14 protein-coding genes are annotated in these 26007 nt (G+C 35.7%); 7 read left to right on the forward strand and 7 right to left on the reverse strand.

All coding sequences use genetic code 11. The features are described 5' to 3' along the window. Window positions 1-20: 20 nt before the first annotated feature. The 3 genes from BTA34_RS11925 to speA all read right to left on the reverse strand — a co-directional run bounded on the left by BTA34_RS11925 (window position 21) and on the right by speA (window position 10255). On the reverse strand, window positions 21-7118 hold the full coding sequence (locus tag BTA34_RS11925; RefSeq protein WP_151435764.1) for an anthrax toxin-like adenylyl cyclase domain-containing protein: 7098 nt from the start codon (window positions 7116-7118) through the stop codon (window positions 21-23). Window positions 7119-7324: 206 nt separating this feature from the next. After that, on the reverse strand, window positions 7325-8245 hold the full coding sequence (speB, locus tag BTA34_RS11930) for an agmatinase (protein WP_151435765.1): 921 nt from the start codon (window positions 8243-8245) through the stop codon (window positions 7325-7327). A gap of 102 nt (window positions 8246-8347) precedes the next feature. After that, the gene (gene speA / locus BTA34_RS11935; protein ID WP_151435766.1) at window positions 8348-10255 is read right to left on the reverse strand and encodes a biosynthetic arginine decarboxylase; all 1908 of its coding nucleotides are present in this window, start codon (window positions 10253-10255) and stop codon (window positions 8348-8350) included. A gap of 689 nt (window positions 10256-10944) precedes the next feature. On the opposite strand from speA, the gene metK reads away from it, so the two are divergent. Then, window positions 10945-12099: a methionine adenosyltransferase gene (gene metK, locus BTA34_RS11940; protein ID WP_151435767.1), complete on the forward strand. Its 1155-nt coding sequence runs from the start codon at window positions 10945-10947 to the stop codon at window positions 12097-12099. A gap of 192 nt (window positions 12100-12291) precedes the next feature. Here metK and bcsG read toward each other — a convergent pair whose 3' ends face one another. Next, window positions 12292-14037: a cellulose biosynthesis protein BcsG gene (bcsG, locus tag BTA34_RS11945; RefSeq protein WP_151435768.1), complete on the reverse strand. Its 1746-nt coding sequence runs from the start codon at window positions 14035-14037 to the stop codon at window positions 12292-12294. A gap of 853 nt (window positions 14038-14890) precedes the next feature. On the opposite strand from bcsG, the gene bcsR reads away from it, so the two are divergent. The 5 genes from bcsR to bcsC are packed head-to-tail and all read left to right on the forward strand — an operon-like array spanning window position 14891 to window position 24124. Next, window positions 14891-15082 (forward strand): cellulose biosynthesis protein BcsR, encoded by a 192-nt coding sequence (bcsR, locus tag BTA34_RS11950; protein WP_151435769.1) that lies wholly within the window; start codon window positions 14891-14893, stop codon window positions 15080-15082. An 8-nt stretch (window positions 15083-15090) separates the two neighbouring features. After that, on the forward strand, window positions 15091-15828 hold the full coding sequence (locus BTA34_RS11955) for a cellulose synthase operon protein YhjQ/BcsQ (RefSeq protein WP_151435770.1): 738 nt from the start codon (window positions 15091-15093) through the stop codon (window positions 15826-15828). Then, window positions 15828-18413, forward strand: coding sequence for a UDP-forming cellulose synthase catalytic subunit (bcsA, locus tag BTA34_RS11960; protein ID WP_151435771.1), 2586 nt, complete (start codon window positions 15828-15830; stop codon window positions 18411-18413). The genes BTA34_RS11955 and bcsA overlap by 1 nt, the downstream gene beginning before the upstream one ends. Window positions 18414-18472: 59 nt before the next feature. After that, window positions 18473-20794: a cellulose biosynthesis cyclic di-GMP-binding regulatory protein BcsB gene (bcsB, locus tag BTA34_RS11965; RefSeq protein WP_151435772.1), complete on the forward strand. Its 2322-nt coding sequence runs from the start codon at window positions 18473-18475 to the stop codon at window positions 20792-20794. Window positions 20795-20797: 3 nt separating this feature from the next. Next, entirely contained in the window at window positions 20798-24124 is a 3327-nt protein-coding gene (gene bcsC, locus BTA34_RS11970) for a cellulose synthase complex outer membrane protein BcsC (RefSeq protein ID WP_151435773.1), read from the forward strand. Window positions 24125-24206: 82 nt separating this feature from the next. On the opposite strand, the gene BTA34_RS11975 is transcribed toward bcsC, so the two are convergent. The 3 genes from BTA34_RS11975 to BTA34_RS11985 are packed head-to-tail and all read right to left on the reverse strand — an operon-like array spanning window position 24207 to window position 25386. Then, entirely contained in the window at window positions 24207-24620 is a 414-nt protein-coding gene (locus BTA34_RS11975; RefSeq protein ID WP_151435774.1) for a DUF6691 family protein, read from the reverse strand. A gap of 4 nt (window positions 24621-24624) precedes the next feature. Beyond that, complete coding sequence (locus BTA34_RS11980) at window positions 24625-25059, reverse strand: YeeE/YedE family protein (RefSeq protein WP_151435775.1); 435 nt, start codon at window positions 25057-25059, stop codon at window positions 24625-24627. Window positions 25060-25062: 3 nt separating this feature from the next. Next, complete coding sequence (locus tag BTA34_RS11985; RefSeq protein WP_151435776.1) at window positions 25063-25386, reverse strand: ArsR/SmtB family transcription factor; 324 nt, start codon at window positions 25384-25386, stop codon at window positions 25063-25065. Window positions 25387-25491: 105 nt separating this feature from the next. On the opposite strand from BTA34_RS11985, the gene BTA34_RS11990 reads away from it, so the two are divergent. After that, window positions 25492-26001, forward strand: coding sequence for a SprT family zinc-dependent metalloprotease (locus BTA34_RS11990; RefSeq protein WP_151435777.1), 510 nt, complete (start codon window positions 25492-25494; stop codon window positions 25999-26001). Window positions 26002-26007 lie beyond the last annotated feature (6 nt).

Genomic DNA, 26007 nt, shown 5'->3' on the forward strand with positions numbered 1-26007 from the left:
GGATCTCAATGATTAAAAAATCACAACTGCTTTTCCACTAATACCAAAGGTGACCATGTCGATAACGAAATAGTTTCGTGATTGTTCACAACAGTAAATTGTTGCTGATTGAATGTTGCCATATCTTGGATAATATTTGCCAACCCTTGTAATGATAACTCTGAGGATGTTTCAGTAACCGAAATAACCGGTTTCTGTTCTTTTTCACTAACCTCATTTACTGCCACTTTTACATTTAGTGTAAATTGCTTATCTTGAGTTTGATATTGTGTATTATTTCCCACTTGAGATGAAATCAATGTTTCATGTTCCGCCAATCCAGTCACTAAAATATGACTGTTTTTTCCTTCATCATAAACCGTCACATGACCTTGTCGTTTTTGCACCACATATACATTGCTACCTTCACCGCCACTCAGATAATCATGACCAAATTGAGAAATTAACAAATCGTTGCCTTCACCTCCACTTAAGCGATCATTACCTTCCCCTGCAATTAAAATATGATGCCCTTTATTAACAAGAATATTATCATCACCTTTTCCACCATCAATAACTGAGCTAGTATTATTATGATTAATAACAATATCATTCCCATCATTCAGTTCAAGAATAGGCAATAAATCAATGAGTTCTTTTGGTTTGTCTGCAAGTGTTGCTGATAATAGTGTTGAATTAAGCACTACCGAACTAACGCCATAGGCAGATAATGCCGCTTTATTTAAACTAAGTGATTCAGGGATCACCAATACATCATCACTTTTGCTTATATTTAAATTCAAATTAACAACAGGCATAAGAAAATTTGAATGACTATCTTTAGTTGGTAATGTAAAAACAACATTATCTTTATCTATTAATCGAATAGTCGCGTTGGTATCAACAATTTTATTTAATAGCTCTGGTTCGAAAGATAGCGTTAAATAATGATCAGGAAGATAACGATGAGATAAAAGACCATCTTTAAAGGTTAAATCAAAACCACTTATATCAGTTAAAAAGAAATGGCTTACATCATTATCAGTTAATTTATCAATATGATCAGATAGTGAGATATTCACCCTTTCATTATTACTTTTTGTTAAAAATGTTTTTATTTGATAAGTATCATTTCCCTGACTTAATTTAATGTATGAGTTAGCCTCAATACCAATATAATGATTATTTTGGTTATTGCCGTGAATACCAAGTCGTAAATTTGTTCCAGATGAGAAACCACTGTATTCAAATTCTGGCAATAATCTTATATTTCTACTCTGACTTTTAAAAGCAGTCACAACTAAATTATCATACTCATTAATATAAAAATCTTTAATTGCTAATTTTGATTCATTATATTTCTCTAAATAACTAAATTTGTATAAGATTTTATCTTTTGTATTTTCATCTAAAGTGAGTGTAAAACCATCTTGAGTTATTAATGTATAGCGATGTGAATATATGTTATTTACTGAATCATCATAAACATTTTTCAATGTCACAGAATGATAAATATATTTTCCCTCTTGATTTTCATTATTAATTTTAAAATCAAAAATAATATCTTTTTTATTACGTTTTATTGATGTTATTTCATCAAAACAATAATTAAACCTTACAACACTAGTTCCTAACTTATTAGTTTCATTAATAATAGTTTCAAATAATTTATTATAACTCTGTTCTAAAGAAGATCGTAAAATAACATAGCTATCATTGCCCTCACCGCCTTCAGCATAACCTTCATTTAAGACAAGTGTATCATTTCCCCCTTTACCATATAAATGATCAACACTACCAGCACCATTTAAATAATTAGCCTCTTCATTACCCAAAATATAATCATCACCCATTTCACTGCCAATAACATTTTCAATACTGTCTAAATAGGCAATAACTTGCTGATCTTGTAGCTCTATATTCGGCATTGTATCAATAAGTTTTTTCGAATAAAAATGCCCTTCATTTTGATAAAGATAAAGTTTTGAATGAAAACTTTGGCTATTAGTTTTATCTTCTGAGTTTTGAAATTTAACGTAATTATGTTGCAAATCGACTTTATACCCCGTGTATTTACCCGCAGTTTTTATCAGACGAAGTGTGTCATTTCCTTCTCTACCATAAAAGCGGCTCGCATAATGAGGTGACTCAGATGCAAAGACATTAAATACATCATCTTTTAAACCCCCACTTAATCGCTTAGTGCCATTATAAATATCAAATGTATTTTGAGTTATTGAGGGTGCAGCAATAATATCGTTACCATTGTGTGTATTAAAATAAAGCACTGCATTTTCATGCCAATCCGAAGTATAGTATTTTTCAATATTATTAGTTTTTATTAATCCATTCTCTAATTTACTTTCTCCTAATTTATTAATCACATATTCTTTAGTCGTTTTACTATTCTTAAAAAATTCCTCGTCCACTATTTCGCCAAAAATAACGCTTTCATCGTCAGAAGTAATTTTTATTGTATATCGGTTTAGCTCATTAACATAAAAATCCATATCAAAAATAAGCTTTTCATCTGTGGCAATTGCTTCTTTAGGTAAATAAAATTTATATGCTGTTTTTTTAGCACGCAGATAAGGAGTAATAGCTGAAATCTCTTCAGCCTCTTTTTGGCTTATATTTTGAAATATTCGTTTGGAGATAAAATCTTTTGAAGGCATTAAAATAGAATCAACGGTTTCTTCTATTAATGTAGGAATAACTTTATAATAATAATGCTCTTGATAAATCTGTTTTTCATTTGTATAAAAATAGCTACTATTAGCGCTTTGTTTTTTTATTTCTTCAAAATGAGTTAGTGCTTTTTTATCAATCATCTCTTCAAGTTGATTTTCGGTGTCTAAATATATTATCTCATTTTTCTTATCTGCCGTAATATCCCCCATAAGAAAGGCATGAAAACCATTATTGAACTCTTCTATCGGCGTAAATTTGACTTGTTTTTTTGCCTCTTCAATTAATCTTACGGCATTATAAATTGAAGTTGCCAATGCAATCAAAGCACCTGCGGCAATACCGACAGGTCCTGCAATTGCTGAACCTGCAAGCATAGCTATAGAAATTCCTACAGTAACAAGCCCTGAAACAATAGCGAATGAACCATCAACGATATAATCAATTTTTCGCTTTTCATCAGTTTCACCAGAAATACGGCTGAAATTATCATAAGCATGATAAATATCAAATCCAACTGAAAGAATATTAAGCGCAACCCCTACTCGCGTGCTTATCTTGCTCGCATATTCCAAAGGATTGTGTCGATATCGTAATAATCCTTTTGCTATTGCAATTTCAATAATTTCAGAAACCCCATTAAATGTCATCTCAGACCACATTAATGACAAGTTAGTGATGATTTCTTTTCGTTGTTGTAAAGATAGATTGGGATTATTGAGTTGTTCGGCTAAAGAAAACGTATTATTAACAGACTGCCACATAGAATAACTAATATTAGCATAACCTACCTTACTCAATATTTTCATATGCCTAGGTATTTTTAATGAAGGTTTTCTAATGCTATCCCAATAATGCTCATCAAATGCGCGTTTTTCTAATTCTATAATTTTAACCAATCGCTCATAACTTACAAGGTAATCAATACGTTCAGCATCAATTGAAATTAACTTTTTTATATTTTCTTCTTTATTATTTAATAAACTTTTAATAATAGAAATAGCTTGTTTATCATCATCTGTTCCTGAAGCACTTAAGAAATAATCATTTATCTTATCCGTATCGAATGTAAGATTTGAATAATCATGATTTATTTCAAAAATATCATCATGCTCTATTTTTTTATTATTAACTTTCGCACCTAAACTAATAAGTAACCTTTTATCCACTTCGATATCATGGATTTTTATTCTATTCTCTACCACTTCATTATTATTAAGACCTAAACTTAATTCAAATAAATTATCAGTTGATTTATTCTCATGTGTTCCTTTTTGACTTAATGCTCTTACCTCTGTTATTCCAGCTGATGATAAAATATCTTTATTGCTATTTAATGAAATTAAATAATCAATATCATTAATAGCAATATTATACTCCTGCTCATTTAAAGCTATTTTTAATAAATCAATCATCAATTTACTTTTATTAGGTTCATTAAAGTAATGAGAAAGTAAATCAATTGATGCATCACTTAAATAATTAATAGATTTAGGCGCATCATAAATATGATTTATTAATAATTTAATTCTATCTATATTATCAATTACAGTATCGTTTAAATAGTTAACATTATAGCTATTTCTCCACTCTTCTAAGGTTATATTTTCATTCACATATTGATTAAAAGCCTTACTTATTAATGGATCATAAATAGCAATATATAATTTATTCGATAATAAGGTGCTATTATCACTAGAGAAAACCTTGGAAATTTCTTTAAAATATTTATGTATTGCATATTCAACTGAAATTTTTCCTTCGATAATTTTATCTACTACATTTTTAATAGTCACTGATCCTAATGATTCACCACGCCAAGAACCAAAAATATCATTCAGTCTGGAAGAATTTATCTTTCTTTCCGTTTTTTCGTTAAATGTCGTTCTATGCTTATCAATACCAATACCTTTTAACTCGCCATCATATAAATCAAAAACTGGCTCTTGATAATTTATTTCATTAGCAATTTCTAATACAACGTAATTTTTATTATTAATAATTTTATTTTTTATTACACGAAAATGTGTTCCCGGTGCAATAATTGCTCTTTCTGAACTACCAGAATAAAGACTGGTTAGTGGTTTTGCACTGTGTTTTCCAACAATAGAAATATACACATTATCAGACGATGCTTTCTTTACATTTTCAATATTACTAAAACCATGAAAAATACCATCAAAAGCGAGTAAACTCCCTTTTTCATAATTATTTTTTAAAATATCACTGCTTTTAACAGTAAATGATTTGTATATTGGTGTATTAATATCAGAATATTTAGATAACAAAGAAAAAAAATCAATTAATTTATTTTCATTCGTTTTATTTAAAAAAAGCCCATCTGTCTTAATTAATGATTCAAGTAATTTATAACCTATTTTTTTAAACCATTTTATATCGCTTACTTTTGAATAAAATTCAATTTTATCTTTTGTAGATAAAAGATGATTTTTATTATCCATTTTATTTAAAAGATCATTTTTATGATTATATTCTGATGATAATAAATTTATTTCATTCTTAGCATTATTATTGAGTTCTATTTCTGGTAAAAGTGTATTATTTTTAACATAAGAACCTTCATTAAATTTATTAAGTGAAGCTTCGTATTCTAACGTATATTTATTTTTCTTATCTATGCTTAATTTTCGTTTTATTTCATTTTTTGTATCAATAAATGTGGCAGAAATCTTTCTTTGGCTTGTAAAATAATTATTATTGACCCCATTGTTCCATTTTTCATTTAAAGGAGCAATATAGCCTAGATCAATCATAGATTGTTGAAATTTTGAAAATTCATCTGGTGATTGTAATACCACGGTGCCATTATTATTAATATAAAATAAATCATGTAATGTTTGATTTTTTGAATTAAGCGGTTTATCAAATAATGATTTAGGGACAAAAAAAGTGGCAGGAAAATTGTCATGAATTACCGCAAAGGGATTAGCATCATCGGCACCATGATGGACTATTTCCATCCCACTAGATCTCCCCAATGCTGTGTTTAATTCGTTTTTTAGTTCTTTTATTTGCTGACTAATAAATCCTAACTGATGCCCTTCATTTTTTTCATATAGTAATTGATCATTGTACAATATTTTTTGCTTATCAGTGAGTTCATCATAATTTACACTCTGCTTCCATTCCTCCCAAGATACAGGCATATTAACGCGTGTATTTTTCCCTAAATGGCTATAAGGATAAATCACCGTAAATAAATCATAATCCGCAATCATCGGTTTATTGGATATAGGATCAGCTATCACCAATACAGGTTCTGTTCCGAATCTATTATGGTGTTGAACTAAATAATACTGTTTTTTTTCTATGATTTTTGGCTCTAAAAAGAACTCATGTGTTTTATTATTGTGTATGACTTCAAAAATTAAAGGTGAATTTTTATCATAAAGATAATTGAGCACTTTGCTCTCTACCAATTCGTTCACCCTTTCAGCTGAAAGATAAAGCTCACTCACAGATGCAACCCCTGTGTTTATTGCATCTGCTACTGCTTTATTGTATTTCAAGAGATCTTTTTGCGCTGATGCTTTAGCTAATGATTGATCGACAGGAATAAAACCAGCCATAGGTCCCCAATCAGAACTTTTCGCCTTGATAGCTAAACTCTTACTACTATATTCTCCTGATGAAATTAATGAAGTTGAGTTAGTATCGATGGGTCTTACACCAATAATAAGCCCTTTTTCTTCTGCTATCTGAGAAAATATCGTTTGATCTTTAATTGGCATACCGACTTTTACTTCGTTTATCTCCTTTTTATTATTATTATTACTTAACGAATTTAATATTTTATTATTTTCTTTTTTATTTAATTCTGAAAAGCTATTATATTCTTCTCTATTCGTGAAGCTGATCTTTTTTACTCTTTTATTTTTACTTAATAATTCATTGTAGATGATATTATTGTTATAATCCTCGGTAGGATTTTCATAGGAAAAATAAATATTTGTATTTATTTCTAAATCGGCTGGAAAAATAAATTCATTTTTAGGAAGATAACTACTTAATATAATACCTTTTATTTCATTATTCTTGGCAATATTATTTTTATATAATAACAGTGCATTTTCTCTTTGATCGTTGTTTCCATGAATTAGTATATTTTGAGGTAATTGCCCTCTATGCTGTAGCCAAAGATGTTCTAATAAATCAGAACCTGCATTTTTTTTTGTTGATACATCAACAATAAATAAATCATATCCAGCCGCATGATATTCATCTACATATCTAAGGTAGTTCTTTTCTATTTCATCCGTTTCACTCAGAAGAATAATGACATTTTCGTTAATGTCCTTTCCTTTATCATTTAATGAATAATATGCATTTATTTTATCATTATTGATTTTCTTTAAAAGATCTCCCTCTGCTTTTATGAGTGTAAAACAAAATGATCCATCATTATTTATTAATAATTTATTTTCTTCCATTTTATATTTTCCATTTAAATAATTTATTTAACTGAAAAATAATTGCATTATTCTACTAATGTAAATATAAAAAATAACACACATTAAAGTAATGATATTTAATTATAAGAAAACGAATTAAAATAACTATTTTATTAAAAAAGTAGCTTCATATTATGAAGCTACTTTGTATTTAGTTGAAACTAATTTATTAACATCAAGCAACGTTATTTTTTAGTCGCCTGCAAATAAAGCATATCAAGAGCAATAGTCGCCCCTGCGAGAGCGGTTATATCTGATTGATCATAAGCTGGAGAAACTTCGACTAAATCCATACCGACAATATTTAACGGTTGTAATGCACGTAAGATCTTCAGTGCTTTATCGGTTGTTAAACCGCCGACAACCGGAGTGCCTGTTCCTGGTGCAAACGCAGGATCAAGACAATCAATATCAAAAGTCAGGTAAACAGGTAAATCGCCAACAATGCCTTTGATCTGATCAACAAGATCAGTCACACCGCGATCGTTAACTTGCGCTGCATCCAATACAGTGAAACCATTATCACTGTCATGATCAGTACGAATACCAATTTGAACAGAGTGGTTAGGATCGATTAATCCTTCATTTGGTGCATGGAAGAACATTGTACCGTGGTCAAATTTACTGCCATTACCATAAGTATCGGTATGCGCATCAAAATGAACTAATGCCATTTTACCAAAGTGTTTTGCATGGGCGCGTAATAAAGGTAATGTGACAAAATGGTCACCACCAAACGTTAAACATTTTTTGCCTGCTGCTAATAACTTCTCTGTATGAGCTTGTAATTTATCGCTCATATCTTGTGCATCACCGAAGTTAAAAACTAAGTCACCACAATCGACAACGTTTAAACGTTCACGCATATCGAAATCCCACGGCCAGCGGTTACCTTCCCACGCTAAATTCGTTGAGATTTGACGAATAGCGCCCGGTCCATGACGAGTACCTGCGCGACCTGATGTTGCCATATCAAAAGGCACACCGGTAATAACCCAATCTGCATCACTGCTGTAAGGCTGAAAATTCAGTGGAAAACGTAAAAAACCAAATGCATTAGAGATCAATGAATTATCAGTCTCATTACCTAACGTACTATTTTTCATGCTATTACCTCTGTTACTTATTTAAAATAAGTAACATACAATCAATATGATAGATAAAGAGTGATGTTTAATAACATCACTCTTGCATTGGAAAGTGAAGAATTACTCTTCTTCTTCCAGATACGTATAACCGTATAAACCACTTTCAAATTCAGTCAGGAATTGCTCTTGTAACGCTTTATCTAACTGTGCATTTTTTACTTGAGTACGGAAACGATCTAACAGCACAGTAGGATTTAGCTTAACGTACTGAAGCATATCGGCAACCGTATCACCCTCTTCACTTTGCACGTAAGTCAGATTACCTTTCTCATCAAGGTAAACATCAACAGCTGCCGTATCACCAAATAAGTTATGCATATTGCCTAAAATTTCCTGATAAGCCCCGACCATAAAGAAACCAATCATCGGTGGATATTCAGGATCATAAGCTGGCATTGGCATTGTTGTTTCAACGCCATCACCATCAACATAATGGTCAATAATACCATCTGAGTCACAAGTAATATCGAGTAACACTGCGCGACGATCAAGAGGTTTATCTAGCCCTTCAATAGGTAATACAGGGAATAACTGGTCGATACCCCATGCATCAGGTAAAGATTGGAACAATGAGAAGTTAACATAGAACTTATCTGACATACGTTCTTGTAACTCATCAATAATAGGGCGATGAGCGCGATTACTTGGATCTAAATCGTACTGAATACGACGACAGATATTCAAATACAGCTCTTCTGCCCATGCACGCTCTGTCAGGCTTAACATGCCATGAACATATTGAGTATGCACATCGTGTAAGTCTAATTGGCTATCGTGTAACCATTCACGTAATGAACGGCTATGCCCCTTAGTTTGCATCTCTTCCCATGTTTCCCAAAGGCTTGCTATTGGTCTTGCAGCATCATCTTCAGGTGGTGTAATTGCCGTAAATTCATTACGTTCAACACCAATGACATTAGAAATTAACACGGTATGGTGTGCCGTTAATGCACGACCTGATTCAGTAATAACGGTTGGATGTGGTAAATCATTTTCATCACATGCGTCACCAATCGCCCAAATAACGTTATTCGCGTATTCATTAAGGCCATAGTTAACAGAGCAATCAGATTGTGAGCGTGTACCTTCATAGTCCACACCTAAACCACCACCCACATCGAAATACTGAATATCTACGCCTAATTTATGCAACTCAACATAGAAACGTGCAGATTCACGAACACCGGTTGCGATATCACGGATATTCGCCATTTGTGATCCCAAATGGAAATGCAGTAATTGCAGGCTATCTAAGCGGTCAGCTTGGCGTAACATATCAATTAATTGCAGAACTTGTGTCGCAGCTAAACCAAATTTTGATTTTTCACCACCACTTGCCTGCCATTTGCCTGAGCCTTGAGAAGCAAGGCGAGCGCGAACACCTAAACGTGGAATAACTTCTAAACGTTCAGCTTCTTCAAGAACCATTTTAATCTCAGACATTTTCTCAATGACTAAGAAAACTTTATGCCCAAGTTTTTCACCGGTGAGTGCTAAGCGAATATACTCACGGTCTTTATAACCATTACAAACAATCACAGAACTTGTCATATTGGCATGAGCAAGCACTGCCATTAATTCCGCTTTAGAGCCAGCCTCTAAACCTAAAGGCTCTCCTGCATTCACTAATGACTCAATAACACGACGTTGCTGGTTAACTTTAATCGGATAAACTAAAAAATAGTCACCTTTATAACCATAGGATTCACGCGCACGATGAAACGCAGCATTAATCGAACGTAAACGATGTTGTAATATTTGAGGAAAGCAAAACAGCGCGGGTAAACGCAAGTTCGATTGCTCTTCTTGAACTCGTTTCACTAATTCGGTTAAATCAAAAGTAGCATCAGGAATATCAGGATTAGGACAAACGCTAATATTTCCTCGATTATTCGCTAAATAGTAACCGCCCCCCCAATATGCAATGTTATAGGTCTGCTGCATCTTACGAGCGATGTTATCATTCATGACATTCTCCTTAGGGAGTATGAGTTTATACCTTGCCTGTCACCATAGTAGTCAATTATCTGACAAAAATCTGAAACGACTGATAAATAACAGTTGGAAGTAATGACTCACTATATATTTTTATATGATTATCCAGCTATACGCAGGACATAATAGTAGAAAGTTCTTGAGTTAACCTATAACGAGTTAACACAATCACCTATTGGCAAGTAACAGACAACTTCGCTCTAAAGAGAAAGAGCTAAAAGAGGAAATTACTCTAGATATACTATGTGTATAGTATTGATGAGTACTGTTTTGGTTTTTGAAAAGACTAACCTGTAGACAATGGATCATTACCCATTCACTCCACACATGGCTTAAACCCATAAGCCATTTCCCTAACAGAGAAACAGGATCAGAAATCCTGCGGTTTACACTGTGTTCAGATTTCACAGTAATCGCGAGGTTATACCTTTAGTTAGTAAAAAATGCAAAGCAAAAAGTACAAAAAGCTTTTTTTTCTCTACTCACTATTTTCTCAACGCAAAAATAGTGGGTAACAAAAAATAAGATTAACTGTTTGATTCTGCTTTATCCCTATATTTGATTAAAAAAAACTGGAATTAAAGAGAGAAGAGTCATAAAATGGACGTCTAGATGTTAAAACATCCATCCTTAAACCGTTTGTATTAAGGTAACGAAATATAATGACTACACACCTTTTTACTTCTGAATCAGTCTCAGAAGGTCATCCAGATAAAATTGCAGATCAAATTTCTGATGCTGTTTTGGATGCAATTTTAGAACAAGATCCTAAAGCACGCGTTGCCTGCGAAACTTACGTTAAGACGGGCATGGTTATGGTAGGCGGAGAAATTACCACCAAAGCTTGGGTCGATATCGAAGAAATTACACGTAATACTGTTCGCGAAATCGGCTATACCAGTTCCGAGATGGGCTTTGATGCTAATTCCTGCGCAGTTATCAGTGCGATTGGTAAACAATCTCCTGATATCAACCAAGGTGTTGACCGTTCAAATCCATTAGAACAAGGTGCTGGCGACCAAGGTTTAATGTTTGGTTATGCAACCAACGAAACTGACGTATTAATGCCTGCTCCAATTACTTATGCTCATCGCTTAGTTCAACGCCAAGCACAAGTTCGTAAAAGTGGCACTTTATCTTGGCTACGCCCTGATGCAAAAAGCCAGATTACCTTCCAATATGACAACAATAAAGTTGTTGGTATTGATGCAGTTGTATTATCAACTCAGCATTCTGAAGATATTTCACAAAAAGATCTGCATGAAGCAGTAATGGAAGAGATCATTAAACCTGTTCTGCCAGCAGAATGGTTAAATGAGCAAACTAAATATTTCATCAACCCAACAGGTCGTTTTGTTATCGGTGGACCAATGGGTGACTGTGGTTTAACTGGTCGTAAAATCATTGTCGATACTTACGGCGGTATGGCTCGTCACGGCGGTGGCGCTTTCTCTGGTAAAGATCCATCGAAAGTTGACCGTTCAGCAGCTTATGCTGCACGTTACGTTGCTAAAAACATCGTGGCAGCAGGTTTAGCAGATCGTTGTGAAATCCAAGTTTCTTACGCAATCGGTGTGGCAGAGCCAACATCCATTATGGTAGAAACATTTGGTACTGAAAAAGTCCCAACAGCACAACTGGTCCTGTTAGTGCGTGAATTCTTTGACTTACGTCCTTATGGATTAATTCAAATGTTAGATTTACTGCACCCAATCTACCAAAAAACGGCTGCTTACGGTCACTTTGGTCGTCCTGAATTCCCTTGGGAAGCAACGGATAAAGCTGAAATCTTACGTGAAGCAGCAGGCTTAAAATAAGCCTCTTGCCAATCCAATAACGTCACGTTATTGATTTTAATAAAACCACATCTTTATGGATGTGGTTTTTTTTATGACTGCTATTTATAAACCCCATAAAAAAACCCCGCAATCATACGGGGATCTCAATAAGAGAAAACGAGAACATAGATTTATGATGAAATAATTTGTCTCATAAAAAGCGATAAAAAGTTAGTTAGGATAATTAATCCACTCACCTCCATTTAACTTGATATAAGACTGCCCTTGATAATCAACCACAACCGTCGCTTGGTTTTCCGCAACATTGGCTGTTTTAGGAAGTTCATGGGCTAATGCATCCCAATCAATAACGGATTGGTTAAAAACATCCCCATTCACATTACGAGAAATAAACTCAGAGATAGCTAAATAGCTACTTGGTTCATCAACAATTACCGGTGGTTCAAATGATGCTTGGTCTTTTATTCCAGTGAAACGAATACCAACAGGTACAGTAGTAATACTTTGGCTTGGAATATCTCTTAACCCTGACATTTGCGTCTTATCACCTTGTAAAGCGGCACCATGCTCAGGCACAATCACCACCATCACTTTTCTTCCTTTTTTATCTAGCTCATTCATAAAGTTATCTAAATTATCAAGTAATGTAGAGGCACGTTTGCCGTAATCTGCAGTACTATTTTCGCCTACATAACGGTTACCATCATGTAGTGACACCAAGTTGACAAAGGTCACAGTGCGATCTTCATTAGACTGTTCACGCGCTTTCAACCAACGTTGTAATGTTTCTTTATCGTTGTAAATTTTGGTGCCATCAAATGCGGTAATTTGATGAGAAAGATTTTCTTGATCTTGTAAGGCGATATTAAGATTACCGAGTTGTCGGAGTTCTTTGAGGTAATTACCAAACTTCCCGTTATGGTCGAGTACCAATTTCTTAGCAAATCCTAATGATGATAAATTATCCATCAGCAAGCATTGTGTATCTGCGGGATCGTATAAATCAGAATGGTGAGTCTGACCACAACTGGCGCGCAATAATCTTAACGACGCAGGGCCACTATAAGAAGATACGGTATTAAAGTGGCTAAATAACACATTAAAGTTACCCCAAATAGGGTGTTCTTGTAGCCCTACAGCCGCCGCATCAGCGGTAGAAAGTGAACAAATATTAATAATCAAGATATCAAAAGGTTGGGCATTGGCGGCTAACTGCGCAGGAAATGGTGTCGTACGTTTTTTCTCGTAACCATAAAATTGAGTGAGCCAATCATCCAATACCTTATTATTAACCTTCTGTTTTTGTGGTGGATAAACAGCATTAATTGATGCAGTTTCTACCTCTTTAGTCGGTACAACTTCAGGAGGTACTTGTGGTTCAACTGATGCAGGCAACACCTCAGGCACTTTGGCAACGACAGTGTTTTTTTCTGTATTAATGTTACTTTCTTGCGTAAAAGTATTCGCTGAAACAGAAGGCACCATACCTTGAGAAATATGAGTAAACCCACCAATATTTAGCCACAATACACCAGCAATAATAAAAACAGATACCCTTACCCACTGCTCAATAAAAAGATAACCAACTAATAAAACAAAAGCGACACCTATCATTTTGAGATTGATAAAGTTAACAGTTAACTCAACAAGGTAATCGAAGGAAAAATGTTTAAGTTGCCCGCCTTGGGCAAGTACCGTTGAAAAGCTGGGTAACCAAGTATCATGATAAAATAGAATTATTCCTATTGGGATAGCGACCCAATTACGCATTTTATGCCAAATATTTTTTGGTAATGGGAACAATAAAAAGGCAAGAAAAAGTAAATTGCTAAAAGCATCAAAATTTAAATAACCATACCAAAGCAAAAAAAACTTTAGTAAAAAATAGAAATTCCATGCTCCCAACCCATGCCAGTAATGTAAAAGATTGAACTGGGTTGTATTAGATTTGTTCATTTTAATTTCCTACTCTTTAGTATAAATAAATCCAATTCGACAGTTATATGATTACTCATATCTGTCTTTTTATTACTTCTGATATTTAATTAACTACTAAATAAACATATAAGAGAATATTTATTTAAAACCAAGTAAAAACCCTTAAATAAAAAAAACGAAAAAAAGTAACTCGCCAGAAAACACTGACCTCTTATATAAAAGAGAAATTATGCTAGAAAACTTATTTAAGATGAGTTTGAAAAATAAAACACTCAACGTTCTATTTATATAATAGCGTCTATTTTTAAAAATGGTGCTTTATTTACATTAAATAATGAAACACAGAGTTATCTTATTTTTATATTTCGAAACAAAAACAAAACAAAGCACACATTAATAACACTGAACAACAATTAATAAACATATTTATCAATAAACAAACAAGAACCTCAATATAAAAACAGAACCAATCAATAAAAGACCACAATATAATGATTTTTCTATAAAAAATGATAACGATCAAGATACGATAATGATCATCGGATTTAAATAATTTAATATATTGTTATAAACGGCTATTTTACATTTCTTTTTTATTGCTTTATTTTTCAGCTGAATTCTTTCCACTTATATTTAATGATAAAAATTAAAAATATAAAAAACATAAAAGAAAACCAATAGTCATCATTTGTGAAAATAAGATAATAAATATCTATTTTATGTGTTTTTACGTAATTGAAATAATGTATTTTAAAGCCTATTCTAAAATAAGAACCTTAATCAAATAGAACAATTAATAATCAAATACTATTTTTATCAAGATTTTAATTCTGATGGAAATCTATTTTTATTTTATCTGGAGGTTATTAAAATGAAAAATGAAAGTTTTATTAATTCAAATATGAAAATAGAAAAAAATAATCTAAACAAGGACATTGATAAACTAAAAAAATTATTTTCATTAAATAACTATCACTATCAGGATATTAATAAAGAAGAAGTGAATAATATGCTTATTTATCGCTGGCCATTACTTAATGCATTTCATTACATGACTAAATGAGGCTAACTATGCCACTTATTGTATTAAAAGGGCTACGAGGTGGAGTGGGTACAACGTCCACGACAATTGCACTTGCTCGGCAATTTAATCAACAAAATAAAGAAGTGCTTATTATTGATAATTGCACTGAAAATATTTTGTCTTTCTATTTTCCAGCACAGCAAAAAAGTACCACATTAAGTCAGGCATTATTAGCAGAAACACCAATAGAGGAGAGTATTTTTTACTATCGACCACACTACCAAGTGTTACCTTTTGGTTTGGTTAATATGAAGGATCACTTGCTCTTACAGTTATCATTCTCAGCAAAACAACACCTTACCCATTTTTTAACGACATTTATTCAGCTACACCCTGATGTCATTATTTTAATGGATTTACAGCATACACAAGACACTCTTTTCACGCCTTGGATAGAAAAAGCAGATGTTTTTTTCACCGTAACAATGGCAGAAAGCAACTGTCATATTCGGCTTAATCAGCACGCATTTATCGAAAATGAATATGTCCTGATTAACCAATTTCGTGCCACCAGCCAAATTCACCAAGATTTCTATCAATTTTGGCAAACAACACCATTTCCATTATGCCCTGTTGTTCTTCATCGAGATGAAGCCTCACTAGAGTCCTGTGCCTCACGTTTACCTTTATATGATTACCGAGCTAATTGCATGTTAGTAGAAGAAATATCGCAACTTGCTCAATGGTGTTTTTCGTTATTTGAGAGGAAAGAAGGACAGCCATAATGCCATCATCTTACGATGCCACGAATAAAGTCGAAAAGAATATGACACAACATATTCTTATTCGTTACTACAAGTTTTATCGCCATAACGGTGCATCTCGTAGCGCAGCTATTGTTAGCGAGCTATTTATGGGCATTATGTGGTTTTTTTTACGGATGGAATCCCCTTTTTGGCAGAAAATTACCAGAAAACAACGAGAGCTATATCCCCATATAGATCCCCGTTGCCCTAAAATTTTCGATCCCTTACGCTATTTGTTACAAAGCATTTGGCTAGCTTGCCATTATGTAACGCATTTACTGATCCAAAAACCCACACAATTTATTTTCCATATTCGAAAAACATACAAAAAACTGTTTGTTCATGTCTCTCCTATCGCGATTGAACTCATTGAACATAAGAAAAAAACCACACCTTTGTGGCAATATGCTCTCTACTCCATCATCGCTATTTTTGCTATTTTCTTTATTTTACTCAGTATTACTCAACCATTTGATCTTACATTCCAGTTCGTTTTTGTGATTGTTCTTTGGTTAGTTGCCTTAGCTATCCGCGATATTCCTGGGCGTTTTTCTTCAATCGCAATGGTGATGTTGGCGCTGACAATTGCATGTCGATACATATGGTGGCGTTATCATTCAACCCTTTATTGGATTGATAATTTCAGCCTATTTTGTGGTTTACTGCTTTTACTGGCTGAAACTTACGCATGGTGTGTGCTATTCCTTAGTTTTATGCAATGTATTTGGCCACTGCATCGAAAACCTGTTTCCATGCCTGAAGACATTACACAATGGCCAAGCGTTGATATTTTCATTCCCACCTATAACGAAGATCTACAAGTTGTTAAACCCACAATCTATGCCAGCTTAAATTTAGATTGGCCTAAAGATAAGCTCACTATTTATCTGCTTGATGATGGCTCCCGACCCGAATTTAAAGCATTTGCTCAAGAAGTCGGCATTCGTTATATCGCACGAGAAAAACATGATTTTGCTAAGGCAGGTAATATCAATCATGCCTTAACACTCGCTTCTGGTGAATTTGTCGCCATCTTTGACTGCGACCATATTCCAACACGTTCATTTCTACAATTTACAATGGGATGGTTTTTAAAAGATGAAAAAATGGCTTTGGTACAAACACCTCACCATTTTTTCTCCCCCGATCCTTTTGAACGTAATTTGGGTAACTTTCGTGAGACCCCCAATGAAGGCACACTCTTTTATGGGTTGGTTCAAGATGGTAATGACACTTGGAATGCAGCATTTTTCTGTGGCTCGTGTGCAGTTTTACGTCGTATTGCATTGGATGAGATTGGTGGCATTGCTGTTGAAACTGTTACAGAAGATGCGCATACCTCATTACGCTTACACCGCCATGGCTGGAGATCGGCTTATATCCGCATTCCACAAGCGGCGGGGTTAGCGACAGAAACATTATCCGCACATATAGGTCAACGTATTCGGTGGGCGAGAGGAATGGTGCAAATATTCCGCCTTGATAATCCCTTATTTGGTAAAGGATTAAGCGTGCCGCAACGTCTTTGTTATTTAAATGCCATGTTGCACTTTTTCTCTGGCATTCCACGAATGATTTTCTTACTCGCACCACTGACGTTTCTTATTTTCCATGCCTATATCATTTATGCACCTGCGATTGCGATCGCGCTCTATGTTGTGCCGTATTTAATCCATATTTCACTCGCCAGTGCGAAGTTACAAGGTGCTTACCGCCACTCATTTTGGGGGGAGGTGTATGAAACGATTTTGGCGTGGTACACCACTCGTCCCGTATTAAGTACCCTTTTCTCCCCTCATAAAGGGACTTTCAACGTGACAGGCAAAGGTGGCATCATGGAAGAAGGCTTTGTCGATTGGCGAATTAACCGCCCTTACTTATTCTTTCTCAACCTAAACTTGCTAGGCATTTTGTTTGCATTTTGGCGCATTGCAACGGGTGATCCTGATGAAGCATGGGCGGTTGTCATGTGCTTATTATGGGTTTGTTATAACCTTATCTTACTGGGTGTAGCAATTGCCGTTTCTGTCGAAACCAAGCAACAACGTCGTTTTCCTCGTGTTCGCGTTAAAGTTCCTGCCATGTTGTTGTTAAATAATGGCGCTCTCTATCGCTGCTATCTTTATGATTTTTCTGATAATAGCTGCGCTATTTTATTGCCTGACAATATCAATCTTTCACTTTCTCCAAATGAAAGCATCACACTATTACTCAGTCAGAATCAGCGTGAGCATGCCTTTAAAGCCAATATTTCACGTATTAATGGACAAATTATTGGCTTACAACTCCTTGAAATGACAACGCAAAAAGCCATCGAATTTACTGCTTGTACTTTTGAGCGAGCCGATACTTGGGCAGATTGGCAAAATGAACTTCCAACCGACAGACCTTTAAGCAGTCTCAAAAATATTATTTTTATCAGCATGCAAGGTTATAACACCTTGTTAAAGCGCGCTCCTTACTTTATTTACGCCACATTTCGCTTACTCGGTCTCTTTTTACTGTGGCTTTCATCGTTACTTCCTCAACACGTTAATGTTTCAAAAATATTTCATCAGTCTTGAAGGAAAAACTCAGTTTTCTGGGAATTTATTATTAAACAATAAGATCATGGGTAACAATAATGAAAAAACGTTTTCTCATATTTGCCTTATTTATGCTCACTTCTTCAGTTCATGGAGATGAAACGCAAGAAGCGCAAATCAATATTTCAGAGCCACCCGTTACAATAACTGAAACGACTTCTGAAGTTATTTCTCAAGCAGAGCCTAGAAATTCACAATTACCTTCTGCCGATGTCACGCCTTCTGCTCGCCAGAAGATATTAAAATTTGCAGAGACAGCGCCTAGTTATGGCGCGATCCATTTAACGGGTGTTAGCCCCGATGGCTATTTAGAATTTGGTGTACGTAGTGATGAATATGTTTCTAAAGCCACTCTTGATTTAGAATTTACACCGTCTCCGTCACTCCTTCCTGTGGAGTCTCATCTTAATGTCTATTTAAATGATGAATTAATGGGCGTTATTACCTTAAAACAGGACGATTTAGGTAAGAAAAATCAAATTACGATCCCCATTGATCCTTTATTTATTCAAGATTTTAACCATATAAAACTCTCTTTTATTGGTCATTATCGTGAAATTTGTGAGAACCAAGCAAATACAACACTCTGGCTTGATGTAAGTAAAAGCAGTCAACTAAATCTGACCTTTCAATCACTGCGTTTAGGTAATGAGTTAGCGCACTTCCCAGAACCCTTTTTTGATAGCCGTGATTTTGGAGAATTAACACTGCCAATGGTTTTCAGCCAGTCGCCTAATTTAGTTCAACAAAAAGCGGCAGCGATCCTCTCTTCTTGGTTTGGTACTCAAGTTGATTGGCGTAAACAAAATTACCCTGTTTATTATGATGCATTGCCAAATCAACACAGCATTGTTTTTGCAACCAATACACAAAAACCTGCCTTTTTAAAACAGCATTCCGATGTGAAAGAGCCAACCATCGAAATGCTGACGCATCCAACCAACCCTTATATTAAATTACTTCTTATTATGGGGCGTGATGATAACGATTTGATCACTGCCGTAAACGGAATAGCCCGTGGACAAGTTATCTTCAGAGGGAATATTGTCACAATTAATGAAGTAGAAAAATTGATCCCGCGTGAACCTTATGATGCGCCAAAATGGGCACAGTTAAATAAACCTATCTACTTTAATACGCTACAAGACTATGAAGGTCAGTTGCAATCTCGCGGATTAAAACCGAATCCTATTACATTAAATATGACGTTACCGCCTGATCTCTTTATGTTTAATAATACGGGATTACAAATGCAATTGCGTTATCGCTATACCGCTCCTGCATTTCAAGATGATTCTCGTATGTCTATCTCAGTAAACGACCATTTCATTAAAGCTTATCCTCTTGAGAAAGATAAAAAAGATAATCTTGTCATCGCTTATTTACCGCTTATTCAAGGCTGGATTGAGCATAAGAATTTATTGAATATTCCCGCAGTAAAACTGGGTGAGCGTAACCAAATTACGTTTGCCTTTGATTATACCAACCCCATTCCCGGAGGCTCCGTAGATCAATGTATTACTTATCAACCTGTACCAAATGCGGTCGCCATTGATGATTTATCTAGTTTTAATTTTACAGGTGATTATCGACACTATATTGCACTGCCGGATTTACGAGTTTACAGCCATGCCGGTTTCCCATTTAGCCGTTATGCGGATCTGTCTGAAACCTTGATTTTTGTTAATCAACAACCGTCTCCAACACAATTATCTACCCTATTAATTTCAATGGGGAATATAGGTGCTCAAACAGGTTATCCGGCACTCAATGTTGCATTAACCAGTTCATTGGATGAAATGCAAAAAAGAGATGCTGATCTACTACTTATCGGAACCATTCCACCTGCATTAAATAATGATAAACAGATGAATGTACTGATTGATAAAGCACGTAGTGAAATCACGCTACCTTCTCGTGAAATCAGTATTTTTAGCCACACAAGTTATCAATCGTCTGATAAACGCCCTGATAGTCGGATCTCTCTGACCTCCAAAGGATCGATGGGCGCGATTATTGGTTTCCAATCTCCCTTCTTTTCACAGCGTAGCGTTGTCGCATTATTAGCTGATAGTACGCAAGGTTACAAACTGTTAAATGAGGCGATTAGTGACAGTGGTAAGCGAGATGCTATGCATGGCTCCGTGGTATTGATCAGAGAGTCTGGCGTAAATAGCTTGCGTGTGGGGGATACTTATTTCGTCGGTTATTTACCTTGGTGGGAAGAAGTTTGGTATGTGTTTGCTTCTCACCCTATATGGCTTGGTTTAGCGGCAATTGTCGGCATTATTCTTGTCTCTCTTCTTATTTGGCGAGCAATGAAAATAAGAAGCCAACGTCGTTTAGCGGCTAAGGACTAAGCTATGTGGCAATTTGGTCACACACATCGCCACTCTGTTATTGCTCTCTTTTTGCTGACAGGCTTTTTGCCTGTCACGCAAGCCAGTGAAGAGACAACGGAAGCCTTTTTACAAGAGCAAATGAGATTAGGAACATCCACAGGAAATGAAGCTTTAGTGGCTCAGTCATTGCATCGTTTAGCGTTAATTAAACCCAATGATCCTAATATCTTGTTAATGCAAATTCAGTTTGCTGTAAAACAGAAGGACAATGCAAAAGCACAACAGTTATTTACCCAATTAGGTACTCAATTTCCACAATCAGAGCAATATCAACGGGCAATAAAAACCTTATCACTGACAACAGATGTTAATCGGCAAAAATTACAGCTAGCCCAGCTTTACCGTACTGCTGGGCGCTATGATGATGCATTAAATTTATACGATGAAATTTATCGCGGAATGCCTCCAGATGAGACGTTAGCGCTAGAATATCTCCAAGTGCTTATGCACTCTTCTCATGATGATAAGATAGATAGACTTAATTATATTTATCACCAATATCCTCAGAATACGAAAATAGCAAGCCTCTATCAGCAACAATCCACAATAAAATCAGCCGTTACAACAAGCACAACCCATGCCGCTTCCACGGCAAAACCTAAAACCGACGTGGCCTCATTGCCTATTGCGACATTAAAACAAAAAGTACAGCAACAACCTGATAATGCTGATGTTGTAGGTGCTTTGGGTGTCCGTTATTCTCGTGCCAATCAACGTGGTGCAGCTATTTTTTATCTGTCACAAGCGTTAAAATTATCACCCAATCATGATAATAGTGGTCAGTGGCGAGCGATGTTGCAGGCCAACCAATATTGGCATCTCCTTTCAAAAGGTGATGAAGCACTATTAAAGCAAGATTATGAATTAGCTGAACGTTATTTTAACCAACTCAATAAGTTAAGCCCTTATGAAAGCGAGCCTTATATTGGTCTAGGTAACATTGCGGTTGCACAACACCAATTAGATCTTGCTGAAAGCCATTATTTACAAGCCTTAAAATATCAACCCAATCATGCTGCGGCTTTACATAGCCTCGCAAAACTTTATCGCCAACAGTCACATGATAAAGCGCAACAATTTATTAATGGTTTAACGCCAAGACAATATAAAAATTTGGCAGAAGATTATAGCTATATTATCTCAGGTATAAGACAAGATTTAGCCGCGGATGATGAGCATAAAGAGCAATACCTTAGTGCGATTGAAAAACGTAAGGCAATTGCTAAAGATTATCCTAATGATGTTTGGAATATTTATCGCCTTACTGATGATTTATTAATTACCCAGCAAGACTCTGTCGCTGAAGCGTATTTTAATCAGCTGAATCGTCGTCTTCCTAATGATCCGTCTCGCCTTTATGCTTATGCGTTATATCTCAATAAAACAGGGCGAGAAACTCAAGCACTTGATACGCTAAAAACGATCCCCTTATCTCAACGCAGTGAGAGCATGAAAGCGTTAGATAGTCGATTGCGTTTTGGTGAAATAGTCGCACATGCAGAGTCTCTACGCGCAAAAGGACAAGAACAACAGGCTGTTGATTATCTTTTTGCTCATATTCCGCCAGAGCAAAAAATTCAAACTTATTTGCTATTAGCTAACTGGGCTACAGAACGAAATAATCTCGATCAAGCCTTAAGTTATTACCATACTGCATTGAATTTAGAACCCAATAATGAAACTGCATTATTAGGTGCGATGGATATTGCCTTAGAACAAGGGGAAAAGACACAGGCAAAATACTACCTTGCCAAAATAGAAACGCTTTCTCCCAACCAGTTTAATAGCAACGCGATTAGGCGCGTCGCCAATGCAGAAAAAGAGGTTGGTAATACAGAGAAAGCACAACACTATTTTGCTTATTTAGCACAACAAATTGAAACAGAGCCAGACAGTGCTGATCCTTTAGTATTACGTGATATTGCTCGTTTTCAGCGTGATGAGCAACATAGTCAGCAAGCTCACTATTATTATCAACAAGCGATGATCAAGGACGGAATAACAGATAAGCTACCAAAAGATAATATTGAGTACACCACATTAATGCGTAATGACGAAAAAGATAATTGGCTATCTCGCAGTTTACGCGCTGATGCTGACGCGCTTTATCGTCAACAAGAGTGGCGATTTACGCTTGAGCATGATTATTGGGGGGCGAGTGGTAGCGAAGGTTACTCAAAACTACGCGCTCATACCACCATGTTACAGCTTGATCACCCTGTTTATGATGGGCGTTTTTTCTGGCGTGCAGACTTAGTTAATCTTAATAGTGGCAAACTAGGTACATCACCTTATGATTCGAAATTTGGGACTTGTTACCGAACAGGATGTTTCCCCCTAGAGCAAAAATCCTTTGGTGTTAGCCCTGCAATTGGCTGGGAAAATGGTCAATGGCAATGGGATCTTGGTACTACACCGTTAGGTTTTGAAGTGACTGATTGGGTTGGTAAAATCGCCTATAGTTATGATCTTTTTAATGTGGGCTGGACACTTGATATTCACCGTCGCCCTGTTAATAGTTCTATGCTTGCTTTTGGTGGTCAACGAGATATTTGGACTAACCAAACATGGGGCGGTGTAAGAAGAAGCGGTATTCGTTTAAGCGCAAGCTATGACTTAGGCGGAAAAGAGGGTTATTGGGGCGAGGTTTCTGTCGATAAACTCACGGGTAAAAACGTCGAAGATAATAGCAGTGTCCGAGGTATGGGAGGCTATTATTATAAACTTATCAATGAGAACAACCGCCGTGTTTCTGTCGGCTTAAGTACGATGCTTTGGCATTATGATAAAGACTTAAGCGGATATACTTTAGGCCAAGGTGGTTATTATAGCCCTCAAAAATATGTCTCTTTAGGGCTACCGATTAATTATCGTGAACGTACTGAAAATTGGTCTTGGGAATTGTCAGGCTCTGTATCTTGGTCTTACTCCCAAACGGATGACAGAAAGCGTTATCCTTTACAAAATCTCGTTTCTCTCGATAAATTTAATCGCTATATGAATGAACTTAGCCCTGAAGATCGAGAAGAAATGATGAGGCTTTATTATCAAGAGCGTGATGCTGTTGATGAAGGAGACTCCAGTAATGGTTTTGGCTATACCGCAAGAGCATTAGTTGAACATCGTATTACACCCCATTGGTTTATTGGTGCGGCTATCGATATTCAACAAGCAAAAAACTATACCCCAAGCCATGCGTTAATGTATCTACGTTATTCCTTTGATGGTTGGAATGGTGATTTAGATTTACCACCAAACCCTCTTATTCCTTATGCAGACTTTAAATAACGTTCAATGCATTAAAAACACAAACGGGAAGCACTGGCTTCCCGTTTAACGTTTTCGCTAAAATGTAGAGCGTAAATTGCCATTATTGCGCTTTACGAAAAAGCCCTACAAGTAACCAACCTACAATCATGGCAAGGACAAATAAAATACCTTGATAAAACCCTGCACCGACTAATACCAAACCAGGACCGGGGCAAATTCCCGCTAATCCCCAACCAAGGCCAAATAACGCACTGCCTAACACTAAGGGTTTATCAATCACTTTATTGGTCGGGATATTTAAAGGGCATGCTAATACACTTAGTTGTCTACGGCGTGTTAATTGGTAACCTATCACACTGACAACCAGCCCTGCTCCCATGATTATCAATAAAGAAGGGTCCCAATTTCCGGTGATATCCAGAAAAGCTAGAATTTTTTGCGGATTGCTCATTCCACCAACAATCAATCCTGCACTGAATAGAAGACCACAAAGAAAAGCAACAAACTTAGTCATTTTCTTAGCCTCCTATCACATGGCGCTGAATATAAACGGTAATAAATGCCGTTGCCATAAATACCAACACAGCAACAATAGAACGACGCGATAATCGTGCTAATCCGCAAATACCATGACCACTTGTGCAACCACTGCCTAAACGTGTGCCTGCTCCCACCAGCACTCCGGCAATAATTAACATCCAAGGTGATGTTTCAATCACTGGCGATAAGGGTTTATCAAAAAAATAAAACAGTGTAGGTGCGATTAGCATGCCAAGTAAAAATGCCCAACGCCAACCATTTCCCTGCTGTTTTGTTGATAAAACGCTCCCCAAAATACCGCTTATTCCTGCAATACGACCATTAAATAACAATAAAATGGCGGCCGCAGCGCCTATCATAAGCCCACCAATTGCCGCACTTAAAGGCGTAAAGTGAACCCAATCTATATTCATAAATTAACCTGCTATAGGGCAATAAAGCTGATAAAGCGTATTGAGCAGTACAAGAACTTTTTCATCAGCAATAGAATAAAAGATACGTTTTCCATCACGACGAGTATTCACTAACCCTTCAGTGCGTAAAACGGTTAGCTGTTGAGAAAGTGTCGGCTGACGAATACCTAAACTCTCCTCTAATTCACTCACACTTTTTTCGCCCTGACTTAGCTGACACAATAATAAGAGGCGATCGCCATTTCCTAGCGTCTTAAGCATGCTAGAGGCTTCATTAGCCGCCAATTTCATTGCATCTAATAAATCAGGTTGAACTCGTTGTGTCATGGTAAACTCCATAATCAATATACTTTTTAATAATATGTTAATTTATATATTGTGCAAGTTTTCTTTTTATTGCGTGTTTGTATAAGGCGCTATATGCTCTGTAACATGAAAACGGTAAGAGTCCCCATCGCCTTAGTGCAAAGCGTTATGCGAACACTGCGTGAAAAATTGCAGCAGGCTAATCTTTATCTTAATACAAATTACCCAGAACCTACTCTACATTATAATCAGAGAGGAACTATTGCAGGCAGTGCCTATTATGCAAATTGGGAAATCCGTATTAATCCTACATTATTGATTGAAAATAAACAGAATTTTATTGAAGAAGTTATTCCTCATGAATTAGCGCATTTATTAGTTAATCGCCATTTTGGTCGTGTAGCACCTCATGGAAAAGAGTGGAAATGGATGATGGAAACCGTATTACAAGTTTCAGCTAAACGAACTCATCATTTTGATGTCAGCGCAGTTAAAGCTAAAACCTTTCCTTATGCTTGCCATTGTAAAGAAGAACATCACCTAACAATTCGCCGTCATAACAAAGTATTACGCGGAGAGACACAATACCGTTGCCGCCATTGTCAGGCTATTTTGCAATTTATCAAAAATAAATAAACACAG

The sequence above is a fragment of the Proteus sp. CD3 genome, from assembly GCF_008808075.1.
Lineage (GTDB): Bacteria > Pseudomonadota > Gammaproteobacteria > Enterobacterales > Enterobacteriaceae > Proteus > Proteus appendicitidis.